This is a genomic window from Streptomyces sp. Z423-1, from assembly GCF_013009255.1.
Classification (GTDB): domain Bacteria; phylum Actinomycetota; class Actinomycetes; order Streptomycetales; family Streptomycetaceae; genus Streptomyces; species Streptomyces gossypiisoli.
In genome coordinates this window covers 8,022,501-8,047,451 of record NZ_CP053109.1, presented here as the reverse complement: position 1 = coordinate 8,047,451, position 24,951 = coordinate 8,022,501, and the positions used below count along the sequence as shown (strand labels likewise).

19 protein-coding genes, 2 rRNA genes, 1 pseudogene and 1 riboswitch (1 of these 23 cut by a window edge) are annotated in these 24,951 nt (G+C 68.2%); of the genes and pseudogenes, 5 read left to right on the top strand and 17 right to left on the bottom strand.

Annotated elements, in window-relative coordinates:
- Positions 1-6 precede the first annotated feature (6 nt).
- The 4 genes and pseudogenes from kdpB to HJD23_RS44365 form a co-directional block, all read right to left on the bottom strand.
- Positions 7-2,130, bottom strand: coding sequence for a potassium-transporting ATPase subunit KdpB (gene kdpB / locus HJD23_RS36490; protein ID WP_171118498.1), 2,124 nt, complete (start codon positions 2,128-2,130; stop codon positions 7-9).
- Entirely contained in the window at positions 2,130-3,791 is a 1,662-nt protein-coding gene (kdpA, locus tag HJD23_RS36485; protein WP_171118496.1) for a potassium-transporting ATPase subunit KdpA, read from the bottom strand. Before kdpA ends, kdpB begins: the two co-directional genes overlap by 1 nt.
- A gap of 7 nt (positions 3,792-3,798) precedes the next feature.
- Positions 3,799-3,888: a K(+)-transporting ATPase subunit F gene (kdpF, locus tag HJD23_RS36480; RefSeq protein WP_062155831.1), complete on the bottom strand. Its 90-nt coding sequence runs from the start codon at positions 3,886-3,888 to the stop codon at positions 3,799-3,801.
- 549 nt (positions 3,889-4,437) lie between these two features.
- Positions 4,438-4,518: pseudogene (locus HJD23_RS44365) on the bottom strand (DUF1707 domain-containing protein); the annotation flags it as partial.
- A gap of 136 nt (positions 4,519-4,654) precedes the next feature.
- Here HJD23_RS44365 and HJD23_RS36470 point away from each other — a divergent pair.
- The 4 genes from HJD23_RS36470 (at position 4,655) to HJD23_RS36455 (ending at position 8,438) form a co-directional block, all read left to right on the top strand.
- Entirely contained in the window at positions 4,655-5,050 is a 396-nt protein-coding gene (locus tag HJD23_RS36470; RefSeq protein WP_171118493.1) for a helix-turn-helix transcriptional regulator, read from the top strand.
- 136 nt (positions 5,051-5,186) lie between these two features.
- Positions 5,187-6,005 (top strand): molybdate ABC transporter substrate-binding protein, encoded by an 819-nt coding sequence (modA, locus tag HJD23_RS36465; RefSeq protein WP_171118491.1) that lies wholly within the window; start codon positions 5,187-5,189, stop codon positions 6,003-6,005.
- Between the two features lie 17 nt (positions 6,006-6,022).
- Complete coding sequence (locus tag HJD23_RS36460; RefSeq protein ID WP_197973313.1) at positions 6,023-6,838, top strand: ABC transporter permease; 816 nt, start codon at positions 6,023-6,025, stop codon at positions 6,836-6,838.
- A 520-nt stretch (positions 6,839-7,358) separates the two neighbouring features.
- On the top strand, positions 7,359-8,438 hold the full coding sequence (locus HJD23_RS36455) for an ABC transporter ATP-binding protein (protein WP_171118487.1): 1,080 nt from the start codon (positions 7,359-7,361) through the stop codon (positions 8,436-8,438).
- Positions 8,439-8,505: 67 nt separating this feature from the next.
- Here HJD23_RS36455 and gcvP read toward each other — a convergent pair whose 3' ends face one another.
- The gene (gene gcvP / locus HJD23_RS36450) at positions 8,506-11,391 is read right to left on the bottom strand and encodes an aminomethyl-transferring glycine dehydrogenase (protein ID WP_171118485.1); all 2,886 of its coding nucleotides are present in this window, start codon (positions 11,389-11,391) and stop codon (positions 8,506-8,508) included.
- Positions 11,392-11,565: 174 nt separating this feature from the next.
- A riboswitch (glycine riboswitch) is annotated at positions 11,566-11,661 on the bottom strand.
- Between the two features lie 114 nt (positions 11,662-11,775).
- On the opposite strand from gcvP, the gene HJD23_RS36445 reads away from it, so the two are divergent.
- Complete coding sequence (locus HJD23_RS36445) at positions 11,776-12,147, top strand: PRC-barrel domain-containing protein (RefSeq protein ID WP_171118483.1); 372 nt, start codon at positions 11,776-11,778, stop codon at positions 12,145-12,147.
- Positions 12,148-12,157: 10 nt separating this feature from the next.
- On the opposite strand, the gene HJD23_RS36440 is transcribed toward HJD23_RS36445, so the two are convergent.
- From HJD23_RS36440 to HJD23_RS36385, 12 genes are all read right to left on the bottom strand, one after another.
- Positions 12,158-13,507 carry a DNA polymerase IV gene (locus HJD23_RS36440; protein ID WP_171118481.1) on the bottom strand — a complete coding sequence of 450 codons (1,350 nt, stop codon included), beginning with the start codon at positions 13,505-13,507 and terminating at the stop codon, positions 12,158-12,160.
- A 77-nt stretch (positions 13,508-13,584) separates the two neighbouring features.
- The gene (locus HJD23_RS36435) at positions 13,585-14,268 is read right to left on the bottom strand and encodes a MerR family transcriptional regulator (RefSeq protein WP_171118479.1); all 684 of its coding nucleotides are present in this window, start codon (positions 14,266-14,268) and stop codon (positions 13,585-13,587) included.
- 261 nt (positions 14,269-14,529) lie between these two features.
- Complete coding sequence (locus tag HJD23_RS36430; protein ID WP_004002801.1) at positions 14,530-15,003, bottom strand: bifunctional nuclease family protein; 474 nt, start codon at positions 15,001-15,003, stop codon at positions 14,530-14,532.
- Positions 15,004-15,389: 386 nt separating this feature from the next.
- Positions 15,390-16,133: a MerR family transcriptional regulator gene (locus tag HJD23_RS36425; RefSeq protein WP_171118477.1), complete on the bottom strand. Its 744-nt coding sequence runs from the start codon at positions 16,131-16,133 to the stop codon at positions 15,390-15,392.
- A 43-nt stretch (positions 16,134-16,176) separates the two neighbouring features.
- On the bottom strand, positions 16,177-17,136 hold the full coding sequence (locus HJD23_RS36420) for an FHA domain-containing protein (protein WP_171118475.1): 960 nt from the start codon (positions 17,134-17,136) through the stop codon (positions 16,177-16,179).
- Between the two features lie 61 nt (positions 17,137-17,197).
- A complete protein-coding gene (locus HJD23_RS36415) occupies positions 17,198-18,055 on the bottom strand; it encodes a DUF881 domain-containing protein (RefSeq protein WP_171118473.1) in 858 nt (285 codons plus the stop codon).
- Positions 18,056-18,060: 5 nt separating this feature from the next.
- Positions 18,061-18,393 (bottom strand): small basic family protein, encoded by a 333-nt coding sequence (locus tag HJD23_RS36410; RefSeq protein WP_030808725.1) that lies wholly within the window; start codon positions 18,391-18,393, stop codon positions 18,061-18,063.
- Positions 18,390-19,307, bottom strand: coding sequence for a DUF881 domain-containing protein (locus HJD23_RS36405; RefSeq protein ID WP_232108101.1), 918 nt, complete (start codon positions 19,305-19,307; stop codon positions 18,390-18,392). Before HJD23_RS36405 ends, HJD23_RS36410 begins: the two co-directional genes overlap by 4 nt.
- 106 nt (positions 19,308-19,413) lie before the next feature.
- Positions 19,414-21,909: a mannose-1-phosphate guanyltransferase gene (locus HJD23_RS36400; RefSeq protein WP_171118469.1), complete on the bottom strand. Its 2,496-nt coding sequence runs from the start codon at positions 21,907-21,909 to the stop codon at positions 19,414-19,416.
- Positions 21,910-22,023: 114 nt separating this feature from the next.
- The gene (locus HJD23_RS36395; protein ID WP_171118467.1) at positions 22,024-22,632 is read right to left on the bottom strand and encodes a CDP-alcohol phosphatidyltransferase family protein; all 609 of its coding nucleotides are present in this window, start codon (positions 22,630-22,632) and stop codon (positions 22,024-22,026) included.
- Positions 22,633-22,741: 109 nt separating this feature from the next.
- Positions 22,742-22,858, bottom strand: a 5S ribosomal RNA gene (gene rrf, locus HJD23_RS36390).
- 86 nt (positions 22,859-22,944) lie between these two features.
- Positions 22,945-24,951: ribosomal RNA gene (locus HJD23_RS36385) — 23S ribosomal RNA — on the bottom strand (it continues 1,115 nt past the right edge of the window).

Sequence of the window (24,951 nt, the reverse complement as noted above, 5' to 3'; positions counted from 1 at the left end):
GGTCCTTCACCCGATCCCGGGGATGAGCGAGATGAGCATGTCGATGATCTTGATGCCGATGAACGGGGCTATCAGCCCGCCCAGGCCGTAGATGCCGAGGTTGCGGCGGAGCATCCGGTCGGCGCTGACCGGCCGGTACTGCACGCCCCGCAGGGCCAGCGGCACCAGCGCGATGATGATCAGCGCGTTGAAGATGACGGCCGACAGGATCGCGGAGTCCGGCGAGGACAGCTGCATGATGTTCAGCTTGTCCAGGCCCGGGTAGACGGCCGCGAACAGCGCCGGGATGATCGCGAAGTACTTCGCGACGTCGTTGGCGATGGAGAACGTCGTCAGCGCACCGCGCGTGATCAGCAACTGCTTGCCGATCTCGACGATCTCGATGAGCTTGGTCGGGTTGGAGTCGAGGTCGACCATGTTGCCGGCCTCCTTGGCGGCCGACGTACCCGTGTTCATCGCCACGCCGACATCCGCCTGCGCCAGCGCCGGGGCGTCGTTCGTACCGTCACCGGTCATCGCGACCAGCTTGCCGCCGGCCTGCTCCCGCTTGATCAGCGCCATCTTGTCCTCGGGAGTGGCCTCCGCGAGGAAGTCGTCGACGCCGGCCTCCTCGGCGATCGCCTTGGCGGTGAGCGGGTTGTCGCCGGTGATCATGACGGTCTTGATGCCCATGCGGCGCAGCTCGTCGAACCGCTCGCGCATGCCGTCCTTGACGACGTCCTTGAGGTGGATGACGCCCAGGATCCGGGCCCCGGCGCCGTCCTCGACCGCGACCAGCAGCGGCGTACCGCCCGCCTCGGAGATCCGGTTGGCGAGGGTGTCCGCGTCCTCGGCGACCGCGCCGCCGCGCTCCTCGACCCAGGCGATCACCGAACCGGCCGCGCCCTTGCGGATCCGGCGTCCGTCGACGTCCACACCCGACATCCGGGTCTGGGCGGTGAACTCGATCCACTCGGCCCCGGCCAGCTCGCCCTGGTGCCGCTCGCGCAGGCCGTACTTCTCCTTCGCCAGTACGACGATGGAGCGGCCCTCGGGTGTCTCGTCGGCCAGCGACGACAACTGGGCGGCGTCCGCGACCTCGGCCTCGGTGGTGCCGCGCACCGGCACGAACTCCGACGCCTGCCGGTTGCCGAGGGTGATGGTGCCGGTCTTGTCGAGCAGCAGCGTGGAGACGTCACCGGCGGCCTCGACCGCGCGGCCCGACATGGCGAGCACGTTGCGCTGCACCAGCCGGTCCATGCCGGCGATGCCGATCGCCGACAGCAGGGCGCCGATGGTCGTCGGGATGAGGCAGACCAGCAGCGCGACCAGCACGACCATCGTCAGGTGGGTGCCCGCGTAGTCCGCGAACGGCGGCAGGGTCGCCACCGCGAGCAGGAAGACGATCGTCAGCGAGGCGAGCAGGATGTTCAGTGCGATCTCGTTCGGCGTCTTCTGCCGTGCCGCGCCCTCGACCAGGCCGATCATCCGGTCGATGAAGGTCTCACCCGGCTTTGTCGTGATCTTGATGACGATCCGGTCGGAGAGCACCTTCGTCCCGCCGGTGACCGCGCTGCGGTCGCCGCCGGACTCACGGATGACCGGCGCCGACTCACCGGTGATGGCCGACTCGTCGACCGAGGCGACCCCCTCGACGACGTCACCGTCACCGGGGATGACGTCCCCGGCCTCGCAGACGACCAGGTCGCCGATCTTCAGCTCGGTGCCGGGGACGACGGTCCCGTCGACCTTGCGCGCCACGGAATCCGTCTTGGCCTTGCGCAAGGTGTCCGCCTGCGCCTTGCCACGGCCCTCGGCGACCGCCTCCGCCAGGTTGGCGAAGATCACGGTCAGCCAGAGCCAGGCGCTGATCGTCCAGCCGAACCAGTCGGTCGGGTCCGTGAAGGAGAACACGGTGGTCAGCACGGACCCGACCAGCACCACGAACATCACGGGCGACTTGATCATCACCCGCGGGTCGAGCTTGCGGAACGCGTCCGGCAGCGACTTGCCCAGCTGCTTGGGGGCGAAGAGGCCCGCGCCGATACGGCCCTCGGGGGTCTTGTGCCCGGTGGGTACGTCGCTGTGCGGCGCCCGGGTCGGGGTGGCTGTGGACATGGAGTCCTCTTGATTCGCTGTACGGGTGGTCATCACGCCAGCCCCTCGGCCAGCGGCCCGAGCGCGAGGGCCGGGAAGTACGTCAGACCGGTGATGATCAGGATCGCGCCCACCAGCAGGCCGGTGAACAGCGGCTTCTCGGTGCGCAGGGTGCCCGCGGTGACCGGCACCGGCTTCTGCTCGCCGAGCGAGCCGGCCAGGGCCAGCACGAACACCATCGGCACGAAGCGGCCGAGCAGCATCGCGATGCCGAGGGTGGTGTTGAACCACTGCGTGTCCGCGTTCAGACCGGCGAAGGCCGAGCCGTTGTTGTTCGAGGCGGAGGTGTAGGCGTACAGGATCTCGGAGAATCCGTGCGCCCCGCTGTTGGTCATGGAGTTGGCCGGGGTCGGCAGCGCCATCGCGCAGGCGCTGAGGACGAGGACCAGGGCCGGGGTGACAAGGATGTAGCAGGCCGCCAGCTTGATCTGGCGGGTGCCGATCTTCTTGCCCAGGTACTCGGGCGTCCGGCCGACCATCAGACCGGCGATGAACACCGCGATGATCGCCATGATCAGGATGCCGTAGAGGCCGGAGCCGACACCGCCGGGCGCGATCTCGCCCAGCATCATGCCGAGCATGGTGATGCCGCCGCCGAGGCCGGTGTAGGAGGAGTGGAAGGAGTCCACGGCACCGGTCGAGGTGAGCGTGGTCGACACGGCGAAGATCGACGAGGCGCCGACGCCGAAGCGGACCTCCTTGCCCTCCATCGAGGCACCGGCGATCTCGAACGCCGGGGCGCGGTGCGCGAACTCGGTCCACCACATCAGGCCGATGAAGGCGAGCCAGATGGTGGCCATGGTCGCGAGGATCGCGTAGCCCTGCTTCACCGAGCCGACCAGCACGCCGAAGGTGCGGGTCAGCGAGAACGGGATCACCAGGAGCAGGAAGATCTCGAACAGGTTGGTGAACGGCGTCGGGTTCTCGAAGGGGTGGGCGGCGTTGGCGTTGAAGTAGCCGCCACCGTTGGTGCCCAGCTCCTTGATGGCCTCCTGCGAGGCGACCGCGCCACCGTTCCACTGCTGCGAGCCGCCCATGAACTGTCCGACCTCGTGAATGCCGGAGAAGTTCTGGATCGCACCGCAGGCGACCAGCACCACCGCGGCGACGAACGCCAGCGGCAGCAGGATGCGGGTGACCCCGCGCACCATGTCGGCCCAGAAGTTGCCCAGTTCGCCACTGCGCGACCGGGCGAAGCCCCGTACGAGCGCCACCGCGACGGCGATACCGACGGCCGCGGAGACGAAGTTCTGCACCGCCAGACCGGCGGTCTGCACGACGTGGCCCATGGCCTGTTCGCCGTAGTACGACTGCCAGTTGGTGTTGGTGACGAAGGAGACGGCGGTGTTGAACGCCTGGTCCGGGTCGATCGAGGCGAAGCCGAGCGAGCCGGGCAGCACGCCCTGGAGCCGCTGCAGCAGGTAGAGGAAGAGGACGCCGGCCGCCGAGAAGGCGAGCACGCCGCGCAGGTACGCGGTCCAGCGCATCTCGGTGTCGGGGTTGGCGCCGATGCCCTTGTAGATCCACTTCTCCACACGCCAGTGCTTGTCGGACGAGTAGACCTTGGCCATGTAATTGCCAAGGGGGACGTAGGCGATGGCCAGGGCGCCCATGAGGGCGATCAGCTGCAGGACGCCGGCCAGTACGGGACCCATGTTGTGCTCAGAACCTCTCCGGGAAGATCAGGGCGAGGACGAGATAGCCCAGCAGGGCGACGGCCACGACCAGGCCGACGATGTGTTCGGCGGTCACAGCTTCGTCACCCCCTTGGCGATGAGGGCCACCAGCGCGAAGAGTGCGACCGTGGTGACGACGAAGGCCAGATCGGCCATCGCGAGCTCCTGGAGTCGAGGTTCGGTTTGGACTAGGACGGTTAGAGGAAACCGCGTTTGTGGCCGGATTCGACCGTCGTTGACGGGTCCCTTACGGGGCGCTGCGCGGCTTTGACGGGTCTCTTACGGGTCGTGCGGCGCAGGTCTCAGGGCGGCTCTCAGGGCAGCTCTCAAGACAGCCGGAACCGCGACCGGCAGATCACCGCATCCGTCTCCCGGAGCACGGCGTGCGCGACGACGGCGCCCCGCTGGTTCTGCAGCAGCCGCTGTAGTGGACCGAGGGTGTCCCGACGGCCGCGGGTGCATACGGGGTGAGGGTCGGCCACGACTAACGGTGCACGCCTGTGCCGCACATCAGCGACCAACGGCACGCATCAGCGCCGAAACCCCGGTCGCACCGGCGCTTCGGACGCCCCCGACCCGCGCGACCGCCCTGCTGTTCGATACGGACGACGTCCTTCGCCTCGGTCGCGAAGGGCAGATCGCCGGTCAGCGCGGCCAGATCGCCCATCGTCCGTGCGGACAACGCGGCCCCCACCCGCTCGTCCAGCTCCTAGGCGGTCAACCGTCCGTCCGCCGCGGCAACATCAGCGACCACCGTTGACGAAGTAACGTCATATCGCGTTATACCCAACGGCCAACCCCACATCCCCACCACCCCGCATTGCCGCCCTATCGTGACCGGCATGCACTCCTACACGATCGGCCAGGCCGCACGGCTGCTCGGCGTGAGCCCCGACACCGCACGCCGCTGGGCGGACGCGGGCCGGGTGGCCACGCACCGCGACGAGAGCGGACGGCGCCTCATCGACGGCCGGGACCTGGCCGCGTTCTCCGTCGAACTCGCCAGGACGGGCAGCGGTGAGGAGGAGCCTCCGTACACCTCGGCGCGCAACGCCTTCCCCGGCATCGTGACCGCGATCAAGCTCGGCGATGTCGCCGCCCAGGTCGAGATCCAGGCCGGCCCGCACCGCCTGGTCTCCCTACTGACGCGCGAGGCCGTCGAGGAACTGGGCCTGGAGGTCGGCATGGAGGCCACGGCCCGCGTGAAGTCGACGAACGTGCACATCGACCGCGTCTGAGCACCCCAACCTCGCACATACGATCATCCACCCCTCCCTCCTCCCGCTCATGCAATGCCACAGAAGACTTCCGGCTGGCATCTGCGCCAGTATGATCGGCGCATCGGAAGAGCCCGAGACGAGGAGTCGTTCCGTGATGACCCGTTCCGCACGCCGGACCCGCCGGACCCTTCGGTCGGCCGGCGCAGGAGCCGCGCTGCTGCTCGCCCTGACCTCCTGCTCCTCCTCGTCCGACACGGGCTCCTCCGCGAAGTCCGGCACCTCTGCATCGCCGCAGCTGTCGGGCACGATCACCGTCTTCGCCGCCGCCTCCCTGGAGGAGAGCTTCACGAAGCTGGGCACGCAGTTCGAGCGGCAGCACCCGGGTACGAAGGTCACCTTCAGCTTCGGCGGCAGCGACTCCCTCGCCGCGAGCATCATGGGCGGCGCCCCGGCGGACGTCTTCGCGGCGGCCAGCCCCAACACGATGAAGATCGTCACGGACGCCGGCGGCACGTCCGCCACTCCCACCACCTTCGTCCGCAACCAGCTGGAGATCGCCACCCTGCCGGGCAACCCCGACAAGATCTCCTCCCTCAAGGACCTCACCGGGTCCGGCCTGAAGGTCGTCCTCTGCGACGAGTCCGTGCCGTGCGGCGCGGCCGCGAAGAAGGCGCTGGACGCGAGCAAGCTCAAGCTCACGCCGGTCTCCTACGAGCAGGACGTCAAGAGCGCCCTGACAAAGGTCGAGCTCAAGGAAGCCGACGCCGCCGTCGTCTACAAGACCGACGTGCGGGCCGCCGGTGACAAGGTGGCGGGCGTGGACTTCCCGGAGTCGGCCGACGCCATCAACGACTACCCGATCGCTTTGCTCAAGGACGCACCCAACGCCGAGGCGGCGCAGGCCTTCATCGACCTGGTGCAGTCGGCCGACGGCCAGAAGGTGCTGACCGAGGCCGGGTTCCTCACCCCGTGACCAGGCCCGCCGACACCCTGGAGGCCGTGCGCACCCGCACAGGCGCGCGCCGCCCGCGCACGGTACCGCTTCCCCTGCTCGTCCCCGCCCTGCTGGGCCTGGCGTTTCTGCTCCTCCCGCTCATCGCCCTCCTCATCCGCACGCCGTGGAGCACCCTGCCCGACCAGCTCACCAGCGCCGAGGTCTGGCAGGCCCTCCGGCTCTCCCTGGTCTGCGCCACGGCGGCGACCGCGCTGAGCCTGGTCCTCGGCGTCCCGTTGGCCTGGCTGCTGGCCCGCACGGAGTTTCCCGGCCGCGGCCTGGTCCGCGCCCTGGTGACCCTGCCGCTGGTCCTGCCGCCGGTGGTCGGCGGCGTGGCCCTCCTCCTCGCGCTCGGCCGCAACGGGGTGGTGGGGCAGTGGCTGGACGCGTGGTTCGGCATGACCCTGCCGTTCACCACGACGGGTGTCGTGATCGCGGAGACGTTCGTGGCGATGCCGTTCCTGGTCATCAGCGTCGAGGGCACCTTGCGCGCCGCCGACCCCCGCTACGAGGAGGCGGCCACGACGCTGGGCGCGTCCCGCTTCACGGCGTTCCGCCGCGTCACCCTGCCTCTGATCGCCCCCGGCATCGCAGCGGGCTCGGTCCTGGCCTGGGCCCGCGCCCTCGGCGAATTCGGCGCCACGATCACCTTCGCCGGCAACTTCCCCGACCGCACCCAAACCATGCCCCTGGCGGTCTACCTGGCCCTCCAGAACGACCCAGCAGCCGCAATCGCCCTGAGCCTGGTCCTCCTCACGGTCTCGATCGCGGTACTGGCAGCCCTACGAGACCGCTGGATGACCCCCTCATGACAACAACCGCACACACCGCAGCCGCGAACAGCCGGGCCACCGGAGCACCCCGCCCACCCAGACAAGCACCCCCGCAGCCGCGAACAGCCGGACCGCCGGGCCACCCCGCCCACCCAGACAAGCACCCCCGCAGCCGCGAACAGCCGGGCCACCGGGCCACCCCGCCCACCCAGACAAGCACCCCCGCAGCCGCGAACAGCCGGACCGCCGGGCCACCCCGCCCACCCAGACAAGCACCCCCGCAGCCGCGAACAGCCGGGCCACCGGGCCACCCCGCCCACCCAGACAAGCACCCCCGCAGCCGCGAACAGCCGGACCGCCGGGCCACCCCGCCCACCCAGACAAGCACTCCCGTAGCTGCGGGCAGTCGTGCCGCTGGGGCGGCACGGGTGGGCGCAGCGGCACCCCGCCGGCGCGGGCGAGCGACCCAACCCGCCGTCAGTACCACCCCGCCCCACCCTCGAACCAGCGCACACCCCAACCGACCTCGCCCCCGCCCCACCCCCAGGACACCCACCCCGTGACCAACGTCGACGACACCACGCCCAACCACCCCGTCCCCGAGGGCCTCCACGCCCACCTGGTCGTCGACCACACCCCCTTCCGCCTGGACATCACCGTCACCGCCACCCCCGGCGAAGTACTGGCCCTCCTCGGCCCCAACGGCGCAGGCAAAACCACCGCCCTCCGCGCCCTCGCCGGCCTCACCCCCCTCACCGCCGGCCACCTCCACCTGGACGGCACCGACCTCCACCGCACACCCCCCGAATCCCGCCCAGTAGGCGTCGTATTCCAGGACTACCTCCTCTTCCCCCACCTCACCGCCCTGGACAACGTCGCCTTCGGCCCCCGCTGCCACGGCGTCACCAAGCCTCAGGCCCGCGCCCAGGCAGCCCAGTGGCTGGCCCGCATGGGCCTGACCGACCACGCCTCCACCAAGCCCCGCCACCTCTCCGGCGGCCAGGCCCAACGCGTAGCCCTGGCCCGCGCCCTGGCCACCCACCCCCGGCTCCTCCTCCTGGACGAACCACTCGCCGCCCTCGACGCCCGCACCCGCCTCGATGTCCGCGCCCAACTCCGCCGCCACCTGGCCGACTTCGAGGCAGTGGCCGTACTCGTCACCCACGACCCCCTGGACGCCATGGTCCTGGCCGACCGCCTGATCGTCATCGAGCACGGCAGCGTCGTCCAGGAAGGCACCCCCTCCGAGATCGCCCGCCGCCCCCGCACCGACTACGTGGCCCAACTCGTCGGCCTCAACCTCTACAAGGGCACCGCCGAAGGCCACACCGTGAAGCTCGAAGCCGGCCCCACCCTCACCACCACCGAAGACCTCAAGGGCCCCGTCTTCGTCGCCTTCCCCCCCAGCGCGGTCACCCTCTACCGCGACCGCCCCACCACCTCCAGCGCCCGCAACCTCTGGCGCTGCGAGGTCACCGGCCTGGAAACCCACGGCGACAAGATCCGCACCGCCCTCACCGGCGAACTCCCCCTCACCGCCGACCTCACCACAGTCGCCGCCGCCGAACTCGGCCTGCACCCCGGCGCCCCCGTCTGGGCCACGGTCAAGGCCACCCAGACACACGCGTACCCCGCCTGAGAGGCCCCGCGTCAAACACAACGAGGGCCCCCACAAAGGGAGCCCTCGTCCACCTGTCTACGGCGCCTCAGTCCTCGTAGGCGTCCAACGGCGGGCAGGAACACACCAGGTTCCGGTCCCCGAACGCCTGGTCGATCCGCCGCACCGGCGGCCAGTACTTGTCGGCGACCGACACCCCGGCCGGGAAGACGGCCTCGTCCCGCGAGTACGCGTGCCCCCACTCACCACCCAACACGGCGGCGGTGTGCGGCGCGTTCCGCAGCGGATTGTCGTCGGCCGGCCACTCCCCCGCCCCGACCTTCTCGATCTCCGCCCGAATCGCGATCATCGCCTCGCAGAACCGGTCGAGTTCGGTCAGATCCTCGGACTCGGTCGGCTCGATCATCAGCGTCCCGGCCACCGGGAACGACATCGTCGGCGCGTGGAACCCGTAGTCGATCAGCCGCTTGGCCACGTCATCGACACTCACACCCGTCGCCCTGGTCAACGGCCGCAGATCGATGATGCACTCGTGCGCGACCAGCCCACCCGGACCGGTGTACAGCACGGGGTAGTGCGGCTCCAGCCGCTTGGCGATGTAGTTGGCGCTCAGCACGGCCACCTGCGTGGCCCGCTTCAGCCCCTCGCCCCCCATGAGCCGCACATAGGCCCACGAGATCGGCAGAATCCCCGCCGAGCCCCACGGCGCGGCCGAGATCGGCCCGACGCCGGTCTCCGGCCCGGCCGCGGGCTGCATCGGGTGGTTGGGCAGATACGGCGCCAGGTGCGACCGCACGGCCACGGGGCCGACGCCCGGCCCACCGCCGCCGTGCGGGATGCAGAACGTCTTGTGCAGGTTGAGGTGGGACACATCGCCCCCGAAGTGCCCCGGCTTCGCAAGCCCGACCAGGGCGTTGAGGTTGGCCCCGTCGACGTACACCTGACCGCCGGCGTCGTGCACCTGCGCGCAGATGTCGGCGACGTGCTCCTCGAACACACCGTGCGTGGACGGGTACGTGATCATCAGCACCGCCAGCTCGTCGCGGTACTGCTCGATCTTCGCCCGCAGGTCCTCGACGTCGATCTCGCCGTCCTCGGCGGTCTTCACGACGACCACCTTCATGCCCGCCATGACGGCACTCGCGGCGTTCGTACCGTGCGCGGACGACGGGATCAGACACACCGTTCGCTGTTCGTCGCCGTTCGCCCGGTGGTACCCGCGCACGGCGAGCAGCCCGGCCAGCTCACCCTGCGACCCGGCGTTGGGCTGCAACGACACCTTGTCGTAGCCGGTGACCTCGGCGAGACGTTCCTCCAGCTCACGAATGAGCGTCAGATACCCCTGGGCCTGCTCGGCGGGCGCGAAGGGATGCAGCTGCCCGAACTCCGGCCAGGTGACCGGCTCCATCTCCGTGGTGGCGTTGAGCTTCATCGTGCAGGAGCCCAGCGGGATCATGCCCCGGTCGAGCGCGTAGTCGCGGTCGGCCAGCCGGCGCAGGTAGCGCAGCATCGCGGTCTCGGAGCGGTACTGCTGGAAGACCGGGTGGGCCAGGTAGTCGTCGGTACGCAGCAGCCCGCCCGGCAGCGCGTCCGCCGTGACGCCGTCCAGCGCCTCGATGTCCGCCTCGACGCCGAACGCCGTCCATACGGCGGCCAGTTGCGCCCGCGTGGTGGTCTCGTCGCAGGCCATGGAGACGTGGTCGGCGTCGATGAGCCGCAGGTTGACACCGTTCTCCCGGGCAGCGGCGACGACGTCGGCCGCCCGCCCCGGCACCCGCGCGGTGACGGTGTCGAAGTAGGCCCCGTGGACGATCTCGACGCCGCCGTCCCGCAGCCCCGCGGCGAGGATCGCGGCGTACCGGTGCGTGCGCCGCGCGATGCCCTTGAGCCCCTCGGGCCCGTGGTACACGGCGTACATCCCGGCCATCACGGCGAGCAGCACCTGCGCGGTGCAGATGTTGCTGGTCGCCTTCTCCCGCCGGATGTGCTGCTCACGTGTCTGCAGCGCGAGCCGGTAGGCCTTGTTGCCGTCGGCGTCGACCGACACGCCCACGAGCCGCCCGGGCAGGCTGCGCGCGAACTTCTCCTGCACCGCCATGTAACCGGCGTGCGGCCCGCCGAAGCCCATCGGCACACCGAAGCGCTGCGTCGTACCGACCGCGATGTCCGCGCCCAGCTCACCCGGCGACTTCAGCAGCGCCAGCGCCAGCAGATCGGCGGCGACGGTGACGAGCGCGCCCAGTTCGTGCGCCCGGTCGATGACCGGCTTGATGTCGCGTACGGCCCCGGATGCGCCCGGGTACTGGATCAGCACGCCGTTGATCTCACGCTCGGCGACCTCGGCGGGGATGCCGTCGCTGAGGTCGGCGACGACGACCTCGACCCCGGTCGGCTCGGCGCGGGTCTGGATCACGGCGATGGTCTGCGGCAGCGCGTCCGCGTCGACCAGGAAGAGGCCCTTCTTGTTCTTGCCCATGCGCCGGGACAGCGCCATAGCCTCGGCGGCGGCCGTGCCCTCGTCGAGCAGCGAGGCACCGGAGGTCGGCAGCCCGGTGAGGTCGGCGACCACGGTCTGGAAGTTCAGCAGCGCCTCCAGCCGGCCCTGCGAGATCTCCGGCTGGTACGGGGTGTACGCGGTGTACCAGGCCGGGTTCTCCATGACGTTGCGCAGGATGACGGGCGGGGTGAACGTCCCGTAGTACCCGAGCCCGATCATGGAGCCGAGGACCTGGTTGTGGTCGGCGAGGGAGCGCAGCTCGCGCACCACCTCGGCCTCGGTGCGCGCACCCGGCAGGTCCAGGGCGTCGGCGTTCTTGATCACATCCGGTACCGCGGCGGCGGTGAGCTCGTCGAGCGAGCCGTAGCCGACCTGCGCGAGCATCTTCGCCCGCGCCTCCTGGTCGGGCCCGATGTGGCGCTGCTCGAAGGGCGTGCCCTGTTCGAGCTCGGAGAGCGGAATGCGCTGGGCGGTCATTGCGGAGGCCTCCTGGTCTGACGCGACCTTCGAGGGGCACCACGGCACGGGTGCCCCGACGGCCTCCCCCTCTGTCATCTCAACCTGAGAGCTTCACCGGCCGCCCGAGGACGCCCGGCTTGCACCGTCGGTGAGAGCGGAAGCCGTGACACCCGCCCTGCTTTCCAGAGTGACCTCGTCCGTGCGGTACGTGGGCCTGAGAGATTCCGGGGAGGATTTGCTCCTTCGGCGCCTCCGGTGGTGTCCGGAGGACTCTCCCGCACGGGGTCAGCAGCCGTTTGCCAGACTACCAGCGAGGTCAACGCCCGGGCCTTCGAGTGGCCGCGTTCCGCATTGTGCTCTTTCGTAGTGCTTACGGATGAGGTGCGAGCAAGTGGAGGGCCCGTGCAGACCGACATCGATCCGCGCAACCTGATCGGCCGCAAGGCCTTCGACCGCAACGGCACCAAGATCGGCACCATCGACGAGGTCTACCTCGACGACGCCACCGGCGTTCCGGAGTGGGCCGCCATACGGACCGGCCTGTTCAGCAGGGACGCCTTCGTCCCATTGGAGCCCAGTGAGCTGATCGAGGGCAGCCTGCACGTCCCCTTCGAGCGCGCCCTGATCAAGGACGCCCCCGACTTCGGCGTCGGGCGCCACCTCTCCCCGGAGCAGGAGCTCCAGCTCTACCACCACTACGGCCTCGACGTGGCAGCTCCCCCCGCGCTCCCGGACCGCGACTTCGGCAGGCTGGCCGGCTCGGACGAGACATGACCCTGAGGGCTCAGCCCTGCAGCTCGGGTCTTCGCGCCACCAGTGGCAGCGGATCCGCCGGCTCCAGCGCGGGATCGTCGATCCGGAAGGTCCGCACCCGCCCGGGTTCGGAGTCGGGCGTCTCGAACCGCACGGTCACCCTCCCCAGCCCACTGCCCTGCACCCAGCCGTGCCCGTACTCGGCGTGGCGCACGTCATGCCCGGCAGCCCACCGCCGCTCGGCGGGCTCGGCCTCCTCCCGCGCGGGCTCGTCCGCCACGTCCTCCGCCGCCCCCTCGGCCCGCTCCCCCGCCGCCTGCGCGAAAAGGTCCTCCTGCGTGTAGTCGGCCAGCCCGCTGACCCCCACTCCCAGCAGCCGCACACCCCCTGTCGTGTCCACGGACTCCAGCAGCCGCGCCGCGGCCTCCCGCACCACCGCCGGATCGTCCGTCGGCCCACGCAACGTCTCGGACCGGGTCAGCGTCGAGAAGTCGTACCGCCGCACCTTCAGTACGATCGTCCGCCCCGACAGCCCGGCCCCGCGCAGCCGTCGCACACACCGGTCCGCGAGCCGCTGCACCTCGAGACCGACCCGGAGGCGGTCGTGGATGTCCACGTCGTAGGTGTCCTCGACCGACACGGACTTCGTCTCCCGCTCGGCCACCACCGGCCGGTCGTCGCGGGCCAGCGCCATGGCGTACAGCGCGTGCCCGTGCGCCTTCCCCAGCAGCCGTACCAGCTCGTCCTCGCCCGCCTCGGCGATCTCGTCGACCGTGATGATCCCGGCACGCCGCAGGTGGTCGCCCGTCGCGGGCCCCACCCCCGGCAGCGTCCGCACCGGCATCGGACCGAGCAGTGCCCGCTCGGTGCCCGGCTCGATCAGCACCAGCCCGTCCGGTTTGGCCTGCTCGGAGGCGATCTTCGCGAGCATCTTCGAGGCGGCGAGCCCGACGGACCCGGTGAGGCCGGTGACGGCCCGGATGTCGGCCCGCAGCTTGACCCCCGCCAGCCGCGCCGACTCCCGGTCCCAGGCCGCCCCACCGGCCTCCAGGTCCACGAACGCCTCGTCCAGGCTCAGCGGCTCCACCAACGGCGACAACTCCTGCAGCAGGCCCATCACCTGCTCACTGATCGTTCGGTAGAACCCGAAGCGCGGCACGAGATACGCGGCGTTCGGCGCGAGCCGGCGCGCCTGGGCCATGGGCATCGCCGAGTGCACCCCGAACACCCGGGCCTCGTACGAGCAGGTCGCCACCACCCCGCGCGGCCCGAGCCCACCCACGATCACGGCTTTTCCGCGCAGGCTCGGCTTGGATGCCTGCTCCACCGAGGCGAAGAAGGCATCCATGTCGAGATGCAGGATCGTGGGCGCGGTTCTCACATCTCCGATGCTGCCTCACGCCACTGACAATGCCCCCGCGGCCACCGGACGGCCGTGCGAAGGGCCCTCAAAGGGCCTCAGACGGCCCGGTTGCGCCGCCGCGCCAGCTCGTCCGCCGGGTTGTGCCCGACGAGCGTCTCACCGGTGTCGATACGCTCGCCGTGCAGCTGCGACAGGGCGCTCTCCACGTCCCGCCACACCACGCCGACGGCGATCCCGAAGATCCCCTGGCCGCCCTGGAGCAGCGCGTGGACCTCGTCGGGCGAGGTGCACTCGTAGACGGTGGCGCCGTCGCTCATCAGCGTCATCCGCTCCAGGTCCCGGAAGCCGCGCTCCCGCAGGTGCTGGACGGCGGTGCGGATGTTCTGCAGCGACACCCCGGTGTCCAGAAAGCGCTTGACGATCTTCAGGACGACTACGTCCCGGAAGCTGTACAGACGCTGCGTCCCGGACCCGTAGGCGGGCCGCACGCTCGGCTCGACGAGCCCGGTGCGGGCCCAGTAGTCCAGTTGCCGATAAGTAATGCCGGCGGCCGCGCAGGCCGTCGGACCGCGGTAGCCGATCTCCTCGGACGCCATGGGCGCCGCCCCTCCGCCGCCGGGAACGGCCGTCGGTCGCTGCGCAGCGTGATCGCTCGCCCTGCCGTGCGGGGCGTACCCCCCACTCGGGCGGAGCCGAGAGCTCGGGGGAGGGTACGGACCGCTTTCCCCGAAACTGCGTCCGGGGGCACCCCCAGCCGTACCGTCGCCGCTGCTTCTCACGCCGACCTCCGTCCTTGACCTGCCTTCTCGACGGTAGGCAGTCACCAAGGGTGCGTCAACGATCGCCACACTCGGCACGCCGAGTGATAATCACCCTAAGAGTGGTTTCCCGCACCCAACCGCGGGGAAAGGCTAGCCGAATGCTCTGGCGGGAAGCCGCCGGACGCTCTCACTCGCCACTGGCACGTGCCGGGGCACGGACCGCCACCCGGCACACACCGACCCGCCGCGGATCGTACGTCCGCCCGGGCCGGCCACTTCTCACTGGCTGCTGGTGCCGAAGTCCTCGGGGGAGATCTGGTCGAGGAACTCCCGGAACTTCTCCACCTCGTCCTCCTGCTCGTCGGGGATCGCGATACCGGCGTCGTCGAGCACCCCGTCACTGCCGTAGATCGGCGTGCCGGTGCGCAGGGCAAGCGCTATGGCATCGGACGGACGGGCGCTCACCTCGACGCCGCTGGCGAAGACCAGCTCGGCGTAGAAGACGCCTTCACGCAGGTCCGTGATGCGTACCTCGGTGAGCTCCTGGCCGACGGCCTCCAGCACGTCCTTGAACAGGTCGTGGGTCAGCGGTCGCGCGGGGGCCATGCCCTGCTGGGCGAAGGCGATCGCCGTCGCCTCCCCCGGCCCGATCCAGATGGGGAGGTAACGGTCGCCTCCCACTTCACGCAGGAGCACGATCGGTTGGTTGGAGGGCATTTCGACCCGGACACCTACGACATCGAGCTCGTTCACACAGCAACCCTAGGCCGTGCCCGGGACGTTTGGGTAGTCGGGCCACGATCGACCACGTGATCCGGCCTCCGCAACCCCCCTCAGCCCCCCTGGTGCGGAAAGCCTTCTGGGGCACCCACCCCAGTTGCCCCAACCTTCAGGGCCGGCCAAACCCACGGACGCCCCCTTGCCCCCGCCACAACGGACCGCAGAGGCCCCTCATGACCCCGGCCGCCTGCTCAGACGCACACCCAGCCGCCACCCCGCCGACTTGCAGCTCCCCAGGCCCCCACACCGTGCCCAGAGGCGTGCACCGCCCTCCGTCCACCTGAAGCCCTGGCCAGACGCAGATCGGGCCGGCCTCCCGCTCGCCCGCTCCCCTCAGCCCCACGTACATGCACCTGTGCTCAGGGCAACCGCACGCCAAGCGCACTCTGCACCAACGCCGCATGCAGCTTCACCGTGAGCCCGGCCAGCTCCTTGGTCCGCGCCTCCGCATGCGACCTCGTCTGCGGATTCCGGTGCCGCTTCAGGGGTGCCACCACCTGGTCCACGAGCCCCGCCTCACGATCGGCCGCAGCCTTCATCGCCCGCAGGTGCCGTGGCTCGATGCCGAACCGCCCCAGCTCGACGACGAGCGCCGCCACGGTGACCGCCTCCGCGTCGTACACCCCGTCCGCCACCGGGGTGACCAGCCCATACGACTCCCACTCGGCGAGTTCCTGCTCACCGATCCCGGCCGCCGCCAGCAACTCCGCCCGCCCGATCCGCGCCGCCGTCGGCCCGTCGGTGGCCTCGACGGCAGGCACGGCCTCACCGTCACGCTGTCGGCCCAGCGTCGGCAGCCGCACCTGCTCCCCGCGCTTCATCGCCTCAAGGTGCTCACGGATGATCTTGAGCGGCAGATAGTGGTCACGCTGCATCCGCAGCACATGCCCGAGCCGCTCGACGTCATCCGCGCTGAACTTGCGATACCCGGAAGGCGTCCGCTGCGGTTCGATCAGCCCCTCCGACTCCAAGAAACGGATCTTGGAGATCGTGACCTCGGGGAACTCCTCGCGCAGCACGTTCAACACCGTGCCGATACTCATCAGCCCGCTGCCCGCCGCGGCGGCACCGTGCCCGGCACCGCCGCTCGGTGTGTGACGCATGGACCTTCCCTCGCAGTCCCTCCGGACTGATTCCGGAGGAGGGTCAGATGATCTGCCGGCTCGCGTAGAAGACCAGCCGGTACTTGCCGATCTGCACCTCGTCACCGTTGGACAGAGCGACCTGGTCGATCCGCTCCCGGTTGACGTACGTGCCGTTCAGGCTGCCCACGTCGGCCACCGTGAACGATCCGTCCGGGCTGCGCCGGAACTCCACATGGCGGCGCGAGACCGTCACGTCGTCCAGGAAGATGTCGCTCTGCGGATGACGCCCGGCCGTGGTCAGGTCGCTGTCCAGCAGGAAGCGGCTGCCCGAGTTCGGCCCCCGGCGCACCACCAGCAGCGCGGACCCCAGCGGCAGCGCGTCCACCGCGGCCTGCGCCTCGGGAGACAGCATCGGCATCGGCGTCTGTCCGGTGGCCTCCGCGTCGTACGCCTCAAGGCCACTGATGGAGATCGTGGAGGTCGTCTCGGACGGACGCTCGGCCGCCACCCCCGCCCGCAGCGGCGCACCGCAGTTGGAACAGAAACGGCTGTTTTCCGCGTTGCGGTTACCGCACCTCGTACAAACCAGGGCCGACATGGATGGATCCTCCTGCCGCGGCTGCCCCCCAGGGGCGTGGGACGCGTACGAGTCGGCGGGGAACCCTCCACCCGTACTTGAGGTTGACGGTTGCCCGAAACCTATGCCGCCGGCCTGGGCAGGGTCAACCGACGGCGCGCCCTGACCACCGGAAATGTCACCGCCCGGACCAGCGACCTGGTCCCGGAACAGCGGGCGCTGGCCCTCCGCGTCAGGCTGTGCGCGATGGCGAGCGGTCGCGTTGCCGCTACCCTCTCGCGCGCTCTTGCCGAACAACTTCGCAAACAACTTCACGGGCGATTCCCCTTGACCGAAACAGACCCGCCCGTGGGGCAGGACGAACCCTGACTGCACACTCTGGCCGACCCGGACATCCTCACAACGTCCGTAACCACCAGACAGTTTCCACCACGCACCACCCATTCGGTGCGTCGACCCCCCGCAACCTCATGCCCTCCCCGGAAGTCCCCCATGCACCCCCGGTTCACTGGGAGGACGACCGAGCGTAGTCAGGTCGCTTCGCCGCTCGCAAGGCGTCCACGACGATCTTGTCCGATCGCTCCACAGTCACGTTGGCCTGCTCCTTCTCAAGCGTCTGCACCACGCCTCCTGGGATGTTGAGCGCCGGTTCGAGATCCTGCGGCTTGCCGATGACCTTGAAACGATAGGGAGCGTTGATCTTGTTCCCGTCGACGCTCACACTTTGCCCGGAGTCCGTCAGGTAGGTGCTCGCGACGACCCGCACGCCGTTCACCTGGATCGCCTCCGCGCCGGCCGCGCGCAGCTCCTGGATCGCGTCGAGCAACATGTCCGCCTCGACCGTCCCCTTCGTGTCATCGATGGTCATCGTGATGCCGGGCCCCTGTGCCGCCACCGTGCCCGCCAGGACGCCGAGTTGCCGTTCCTTCTCGATCGTCTGCCGCCGGGCCTCCTCGGCCTGGTCCGAGCTGTTCTCCAGTTCGTCCCGCTGCTTTTCGAGACCCTGCTTCTCGTCCTCAAGACGCTGAGTACGGTCGTCCAGTTCATCGAGGATCCGCACAAGATCCTCCTGCCGGGCGCCGCGCAGCGCACTGTCGCCATCACTGTTCGACGCGACCTGCACGGCCAGCCCGAAGCCGAGCCCGAACAGCAGCATGGCGACGATGAGTTGGGCCCGGGTGACCCGCGGCGGCCACAGCCCGTTCACGAGCCGCTGCCGCCCGGTGATCTCCGGCTGGGTCTCTTCCTCGGCGCTGTGCGCGCTGCCCGCGGCCTCCACGGTCGGCGTGGCCTCGGCCTGCACCTCTTCGGGCAGCTCCTTGCGCAGCGGGTTCGCGTCCGTCTTCTGGTCCTGGTCGCTCATCGGTCTCACGCCCGGAACACGTGCCGGCGGATGGCCGCGGCGTTGGAGAAGATCCGGATGCCGAGGACGACCACGACACCGGTGGACAGCTGGGCGCCGACGCCCAACTCGTCGCCCAGGAACACGATCAGCGCGGCGACGACGACGTTCGACAGGAACGACACGACGAAGACCTTGTCGTCGAAGATGCCGTCGAGCATGGCCCGCAACCCTCCGAAGACGGCATCGAGGGCCGCCACCACGGCGATCGGCAGATAAGGCTCGACGACCGCCGGAACCTCGGGCCGGACCAACAGGCCGGCCACGACTCCCACAACGAGGCCCAGTACGGCGATCACGATGTGCCTTTCTCAGTTCTCTGCTGTGCTGACTCGGTTATCGGCTGTGCTGTGCGAACGATCACACTGGGCGCGGCGGGCAACCGGAGGTCCCCCTCCACGGAGATGCTCGTCCGAATCCCGAAGTTCTCCTGCAGGGCATGCAGATAGAGCCCGTCCGCGCTGTTCTGGAACTTCGTGCTCAACCTGTCGCCGTCCCCCACCGCGAGCACGGTGTACGGCGGCACCAGCGGCCTGTTGTCGACCAGTATCGCGTCGCCCGCGGCTCTGATCGCGGACAACGTCGTCAGCCGCTGCCCGTTGATGGAGACGGCCTCGGCGCCCGACTCCCACAGCCCGTTCACCACGCGCTGCATGTCCCGGTCGCGTACCCGCCCCGTGTCGGAGAAGCCACTCGTCCCACGCGGGTCGCTGTCCCCGCCGGCAGCGGCCTCCTTGGCATCGTTGACGACCAACTTCACACCGGGCCCGTGCACTTCCGAGGCGCCGGACAGGATGCCGACCAGTTCGGTCCGGTCGCCGCCGCCACTGTGCTTGAGCGCCTCCCGCTGCCGGGCGCTCACATCGTCCCGCAGCTTGTCGATGCTGCTCTCCAGCTCGTCCGCGGCCGCGGTCTCCCGGTCGATCCGGTCGATGAGCTCCTCGCGCTCCTTGGCGACGACCGGCGCCGCCACGCGCGCCTGTGCCGCGCCGACGGTCACGACCAGGGCCGCGAGCACCAGGCCTGCGGCGAGGCCGAGCTTCGCCCTCAGGGTCTTGGGCAGGCCCCCAGCACCCGCGGCCCTCTTCCGGGCCGCCGCCTCGGCATAGCCGTCGTCGAGGCTGTGATCCATGACGTTGGTGAGCAGCGACATGGACGCGTCCGGGCGCGAGAGGCGTGGAGGAGTGCTCCGAACGGGGGGCTGCTGCGGCATGCCGCACATCGTCGCATGTCGCGCCCGCTAGCTCCGAATGGCCCCACCGGCGTGCCGGACAGGCCCCCTCAGGGACACTTGTCCGGCACGCGCGCGTGCAGCTGTTTTACCGGCCGGCGCTGTCCACGACCGCCGACCACTCGTCGAGCAGGGCCTGCGCGGATGCGTCGTCCGGGCCCTCCGCCCACAGGTGGGTGACCGCCTCGGCCGGGTCGGGCAGCACCATCACCCAGCGCCCGTCGGCCTCGACCACGCGCACCCCATCAGTGGTGTCCACGTCGCGATCTCCTGCCGCCTCGACGACCCGCCGCATCACCAGTCCCTTGACGGCCCATGGTGTCGCCAGATCCCGCTTGAGGACGTGCGCCCGCGGAATACGCGCGTCGATCTGGCTCAGCGTGAGCTGTGTCCGCGCCACCAGCCCGATCAGCCGTACGAAGGCCGCCGTACCGTCGAAGACACTGCTGAACTCCGGGACGATGAAGCCGCCCTTGCCGTCACCACCGAAGATGGTCGACTCGTCCCGGCCGACCCGGGTCAGATCGTCGGGCGACGTGGTGGTCCACTCGACCTGCGTCCCGTGGTACGCCGCGACCTGCTCGGCGATCCTCGTCGTGGTCACCGGCAGCGCGACCCGCCCGCTGCGGCGCTCCGCGGCGACCAGGTCGAGCAAGACGAGCAGCGCCCGGTCGTCCTCGACGATCCGCCCCTTCTCGTCGACGAGCGACAGCCGCTCACCAACGGGATCGAACCGCACACCGAACGCGGCCCGCGCCGACGCCACGATCTCTCCCAGCCGTACGAGCCCCGACCGCCGCGCATCCGCCGACTCCGTCGGCCTGGACTCGTCCAGACCGGGATTGATCGTCAGCGAGTCCACACCCAGCTTCCCGAGCAGACTGGGCAACACCAGCCCCGCGCTTCCGTTCGACGCGTCGACGACGACCTTCAGCCCCGACTCGGCGATACCGGTGGTGTCGACATTCCGCAACAGCGACCCGGTGTACGAGTCGAAAACGCTGGCCGGGAAATGCAGATCCCCGATCTCACCGGGGAACGCCCGCCGGTACTCCTGCCGCGCGAACACCCGGTCCAACTTCCGCTGACTCGCCTGCGAAAGGTCGGCACCCTGCCCGTCGAAGAACATGATGTCCACGGAATCCGGCACCCCGGGCGTGGTCCGGATCATGATCCCGCCGGCACTACCCCGAGCGGTCTGCTGCCGCGCGACCGGCAGCGGTACGTTTTCCAGATCGCGTACGTCGATGGCGCTGGCCTGCAGCGCGGAGATCACGGCCCGCTTCAGCGCACGGGCACCACGGGAGTGGTCACGGGCCGTCGTGACGGTGGAGCCCTTCTTCAAGGTCGTCGCGTAGGCGCCGGCCAGCCGCACGGCCAGCTCCGGCGTGATCTCGACGTTCAGGATTCCAGAAACCCCACGGGCACCGAAGAGGTGGGCCTGCCCCCGCGATTCCCATATCACCGAGGTGTTGACGAAGGCACCGGCTTCAATGGTCTTGAACGGGTAGACCCGCACATTGCCCTGAACGATCGATTCTTCACCGATCAGGCACTCATCCCCGATGACCGCGCCGTCCTCGATCCGGGCCGCACGCATGATGTCGGTGTTCTTCCCGACGACACAGCCCCGCAGATTGCTGTGCTGCCCGACATACACGTTGTCGTGCACGACGGCCTTGTGCAGGAAAGCCCCGCTCTTGACGACGACGTTGGAGCCGACGACGGTGTGCTCACGGATTTCCGCGCCGGCCTCGACCTTCGCGTAGTCGCCGATGTAGAGCGGCCCGCGAAGCACAGCCTCAGGATGCACTTCCGCTCCCTCGGCCACCCACACGCCCGGGGAGATCTCGAAGCCGTCGATCTCGACGTCGACCTTGCCCTCCAGGACATCGGCCTGCGCCTTCACATAGCTCTCGTGCGTGCCGACGTCCTCCCAGTAGCCCTCGGCGACATAGCCGTAGACCGGCTTGCCCTCCTTCATAAGCTGCGGGAAGACATCGCCGGACCAGTCGACGGGCACATCGGCCTCGACATAGTCGAAGACCTCGGGCTCCATCACGTAGATACCGGTGTTCACGGTGTCCGAGAAGACCTGGCCCCAGGTCGGCTTCTCCAGGAACCGCTCGACCTTGCCCTCTTCGTCGACGATCGTGATGCCGAATTCCAAGGGGTTCGGGACACGGGTCAGACAGACCGTGACCAGCGCACCTTTTTCCTTGTGGAAGCTGATCAGTTCGGTGAGGTCGAAGTCGGTCAGGGCATCACCGGAGATGACCAGGAACGTGTCGTCCTTCAACGCCTCCTCAGCGTTCTTGACACTTCCGGCGGTACCGAGTGGCTTCTCCTCGTTGGCATAGGTGAGCTCCATTCCGAGCTCTTCGCCGTCACCGAAGTAGTTCTTGACCAGTGAGGCAAGGAACTGGACAGTTACGACGGTCTCGTTGAGCCCATGCCTTTTGAGCAGCCGCAGAACGTGCTCCATGATCGGCCGGTTGGCCACCGGCAGGAGCGGCTTGGGCATGCTTGAGGTCATGGGACGAAGGCGTGTGCCTTCGCCACCGGCCATCACGACGGCCTTCATGTCGGAAGCGTCCTCCTCGAAGAGACGACGGTCTAGCCGACTTCACCCGTCCGAATTGTCCCGCACTTTTCCCTCGCGGGCCATCGCACCGCTACGGACGCACAATCGGCGAGCTCAATCGGCCATGGCGTCCGCCCGAACCAGACGGCGGACTTGTACCACGTAGAGGACTCCTGCCCACCAATAGAGGGTTGTACCCCATCCGGCGAACGCCCATCCGAAAATAGCAGCGAGTGACGCGATCCATCCGCTTCCGTCACTGAGCAACAGCAGCGGGAACGCGTACATCAGGTTGAAGGTCGCGGCCTTGCCGAGGAAGTTCACCTGCGGCGGCGGATAGCCGTGGCGCCTGAGGATGCCCACCATCACCAGCAGAACCAGTTCGCGCGCCAGCAGTACAGCGGTCAACCAGAGGGGCAGAATCTCGCGCCAGGTGAGCCCGACCAGGGTCGACAGAATGTAGAGGCGATCCGCGGCGGGATCAAGGAGCCGGCCAAGGCTGCTGATCTGGTTCCAGCGCCGCGCGAGTTTGCCGTCCAGGTAGTCACTGATCCCGCTCAGAGCCAGCACGAGCAGCGCCCAGCCGTCGCTCTTCGGTCCCCCGAACTCGGGCCTGAGGATCAACCACAGGAAGAGGGGTACGCCGACGAGCCGAGCCATACTGAGGATGTTCGGGATGGTGAGGACCCGGTCCGTCTGAACGCGGGTCTCCTGGACCTCCAACCGGGGGCCTCCTGTCGAAAACGAGCCAATGGTGCCCCCTGACCTTACCTCAACGCAAAAAAGCTCCAGCTCCCGGGCCATGTGCCCAAGAGCCGGAGCTCAAAAGGTAGTTCGGCGGCGTCCTACTCTCCCACAGGGTCCCCCCTGCAGTACCATCGGCGCTGTAAGGCTTAGCTTCCGGGTTCGGAATGTAACCGGGCGTTTCCCTCACGCTATGACCACCGAAACACTATGAAACTATCCAGCCGGACCACCCTCACGGGGGCGGGACTGTTCGTGGTTTCAGAACCAACACAGTGGACGCGAGCAACTGAGGACAAGCCCTCGGCCTATTAGTACCGGTCAACTCCACACGTTACCGTGCTTCCATATCCGGCCTATCAACCCAGTCGTCTACTGGGAGCCTTACCCTCTTAAAGAGGTGGGAGTCCTCATCTCGAAGCAGGCTTCCCGCTTAGATGCTTTCAGCGGTTATCCCTCCCGAACGTAGCCAACCAGCCATGCCCTTGGCAGAACAACTGGCACACCAGAGGTTCGTCCGTCCCGGTCCTCTCGTACTAGGGACAGCCCTTCTCAAGACTCCTACGCGCACAGCGGATAGGGACCGAACTGTCTCACGACGTTCTAAACCCAGCTCGCGTACCGCTTTAATGGGCGAACAGCCCAACCCTTGGGACCGACTCCAGCCCCAGGATGCGACGAGCCGACATCGAGGTGCCAAACCATCCCGTCGATATGGACTCTTGGGGAAGATCAGCCTGTTATCCCCGGGGTACCTTTTATCCGTTGAGCGACGGCGCTTCCACAAGCCACCGCCGGATCACTAGTCCCGACTTTCGTCCCTGCTCGACCCGTCGGTCTCACAGTCAAGCTCCCTTGTGCACTTACACTCAACACCTGATTGCCAACCAGGCTGAGGGAACCTTTGGGCGCCTCCGTTACCCTTTAGGAGGCAACCGCCCCAGTTAAACTACCCATCAGACACTGTCCCTGATCCGGATCACGGACCCAGGTTAGACATCCAGCACGACCAGACTGGTATTTCAACGACGACTCCCACCATACTGGCGTATGGCTTTCACAGTCTCCCAGCTATCCTACACAAGCCGAACCGAACACCAATATCAAACTGTAGTAAAGGTCCCGGGGTCTTTCCGTCCTGCTGCGCGAAACGAGCATCTTTACTCGTAGTGCAATTTCACCGGGCCTATGGTTGAGACAGTCGAGAAGTCGTTACGCCATTCGTGCAGGTCGGAACTTACCCGACAAGGAATTTCGCTACCTTAGGATGGTTATAGTTACCACCGCCGTTTACTGGCGCTTAAGTTCTCAGCTTCGCCCCACCGAAATGGAGCTAACCGGTCCCCTTAACGTTCCAGCACCGGGCAGGCGTCAGTCCGTATACATCGCCTTACGGCTTCGCACGGACCTGTGTTTTTAGTAAACAGTCGCTTCTCGCTGGTCTCTGCGGCCACCCCCAGCTCAAGCAGCAAGTGCTCTCACCGGATGTGGCCCCCCTTCTCCCGAAGTTACGGGGGCATTTTGCCGAGTTCCTTAACCATAGTTCACCCGAACGCCTCGGTATTCTCTACCTGACCACCTGAGTCGGTTTAGGGTACGGGCCGCCATGAAACTCGCTAGAGGCTTTTCTCGACAGCATAGGATCATCCACTTCACCACAATCGGCTCGGCATCAGGTCTCAACCACAAGTGCGACGGATTTACCTATCGCACGGCCTACACCCTTACCCCGGGACAACCACCGCCCGGGATGGACTACCTTCCTGCGTCACCCCATCACTCACCTACTACCAGCTCGGGTCACCGGCTCCACCACTCCGTGCTTGTCCGAAGACGCACACGACGGCTTCACGGGCTTAGCATCACTGGATTCGATGTTTGACGCTTCACAGCGGGTACCGGAATATCAACCGGTTATCCATCGACTACGCCTGTCGGCCTCGCCTTAGGTCCCGACTTACCCTGGGCAGATCAGCTTGACCCAGGAACCCTTAGTCAATCGGCGCAAACGTTTCTCACGTTTGTATCGCTACTCATGCCTGCATTCTCACTCGTCAACCGTCCACAACTACCTTCCGGTGCTGCTTCACCCGGCAGACGACGCTCCCCTACCCATCACAGCGGGCGTTGGCCCTCATGCTGCAATGACACGACTTCGGCGGTACGCTTGAGCCCCGCTACATTGTCGGCGCGGAATCACTTGACCAGTGAGCTATTACGCACTCTTTCAAGGGTGGCTGCTTCTAAGCCAACCTCCTGGTTGTCTGTGCGACTCCACATCCTTTCCCACTTAGCGTA

Excerpts from the sequence above, each read along its gene's own strand:
- kdpB (WP_171118498.1), bottom strand. The coding sequence starts at position 2,130 with ATGACCACCCGTACAGCGAATCAAGAGGACTCCATGTCCACAGCCACC.
- kdpA (WP_171118496.1), bottom strand. The coding sequence starts at position 3,791 with ATGGGTCCCGTACTGGCCGGCGTCCTGCAGCTGATCGCCCTCATGGGC.
- HJD23_RS36470 (WP_171118493.1), top strand. The coding sequence starts at position 4,655 with ATGCACTCCTACACGATCGGCCAGGCCGCACGGCTGCTCGGCGTGAGC.
- modA (WP_171118491.1), top strand. The coding sequence starts at position 5,187 with ATGACCCGTTCCGCACGCCGGACCCGCCGGACCCTTCGGTCGGCCGGC.
- gcvP (WP_171118485.1), bottom strand. The coding sequence starts at position 11,391 with ATGACCGCCCAGCGCATTCCGCTCTCCGAGCTCGAACAGGGCACGCCC.
- HJD23_RS36425 (WP_171118477.1), bottom strand. The coding sequence starts at position 16,133 with ATGCGTCACACACCGAGCGGCGGTGCCGGGCACGGTGCCGCCGCGGCG.
- HJD23_RS36420 (WP_171118475.1), bottom strand. The coding sequence starts at position 17,136 with ATGGGTGGTGCGTGGTGGAAACTGTCTGGTGGTTACGGACGTTGTGAG.
- HJD23_RS36415 (WP_171118473.1), bottom strand. The coding sequence starts at position 18,055 with ATGAGCGACCAGGACCAGAAGACGGACGCGAACCCGCTGCGCAAGGAG.
- HJD23_RS36405 (WP_232108101.1), bottom strand. The coding sequence starts at position 19,307 with ATGCCGCAGCAGCCCCCCGTTCGGAGCACTCCTCCACGCCTCTCGCGC.
- HJD23_RS36400 (WP_171118469.1), bottom strand. The coding sequence starts at position 21,909 with ATGAAGGCCGTCGTGATGGCCGGTGGCGAAGGCACACGCCTTCGTCCC.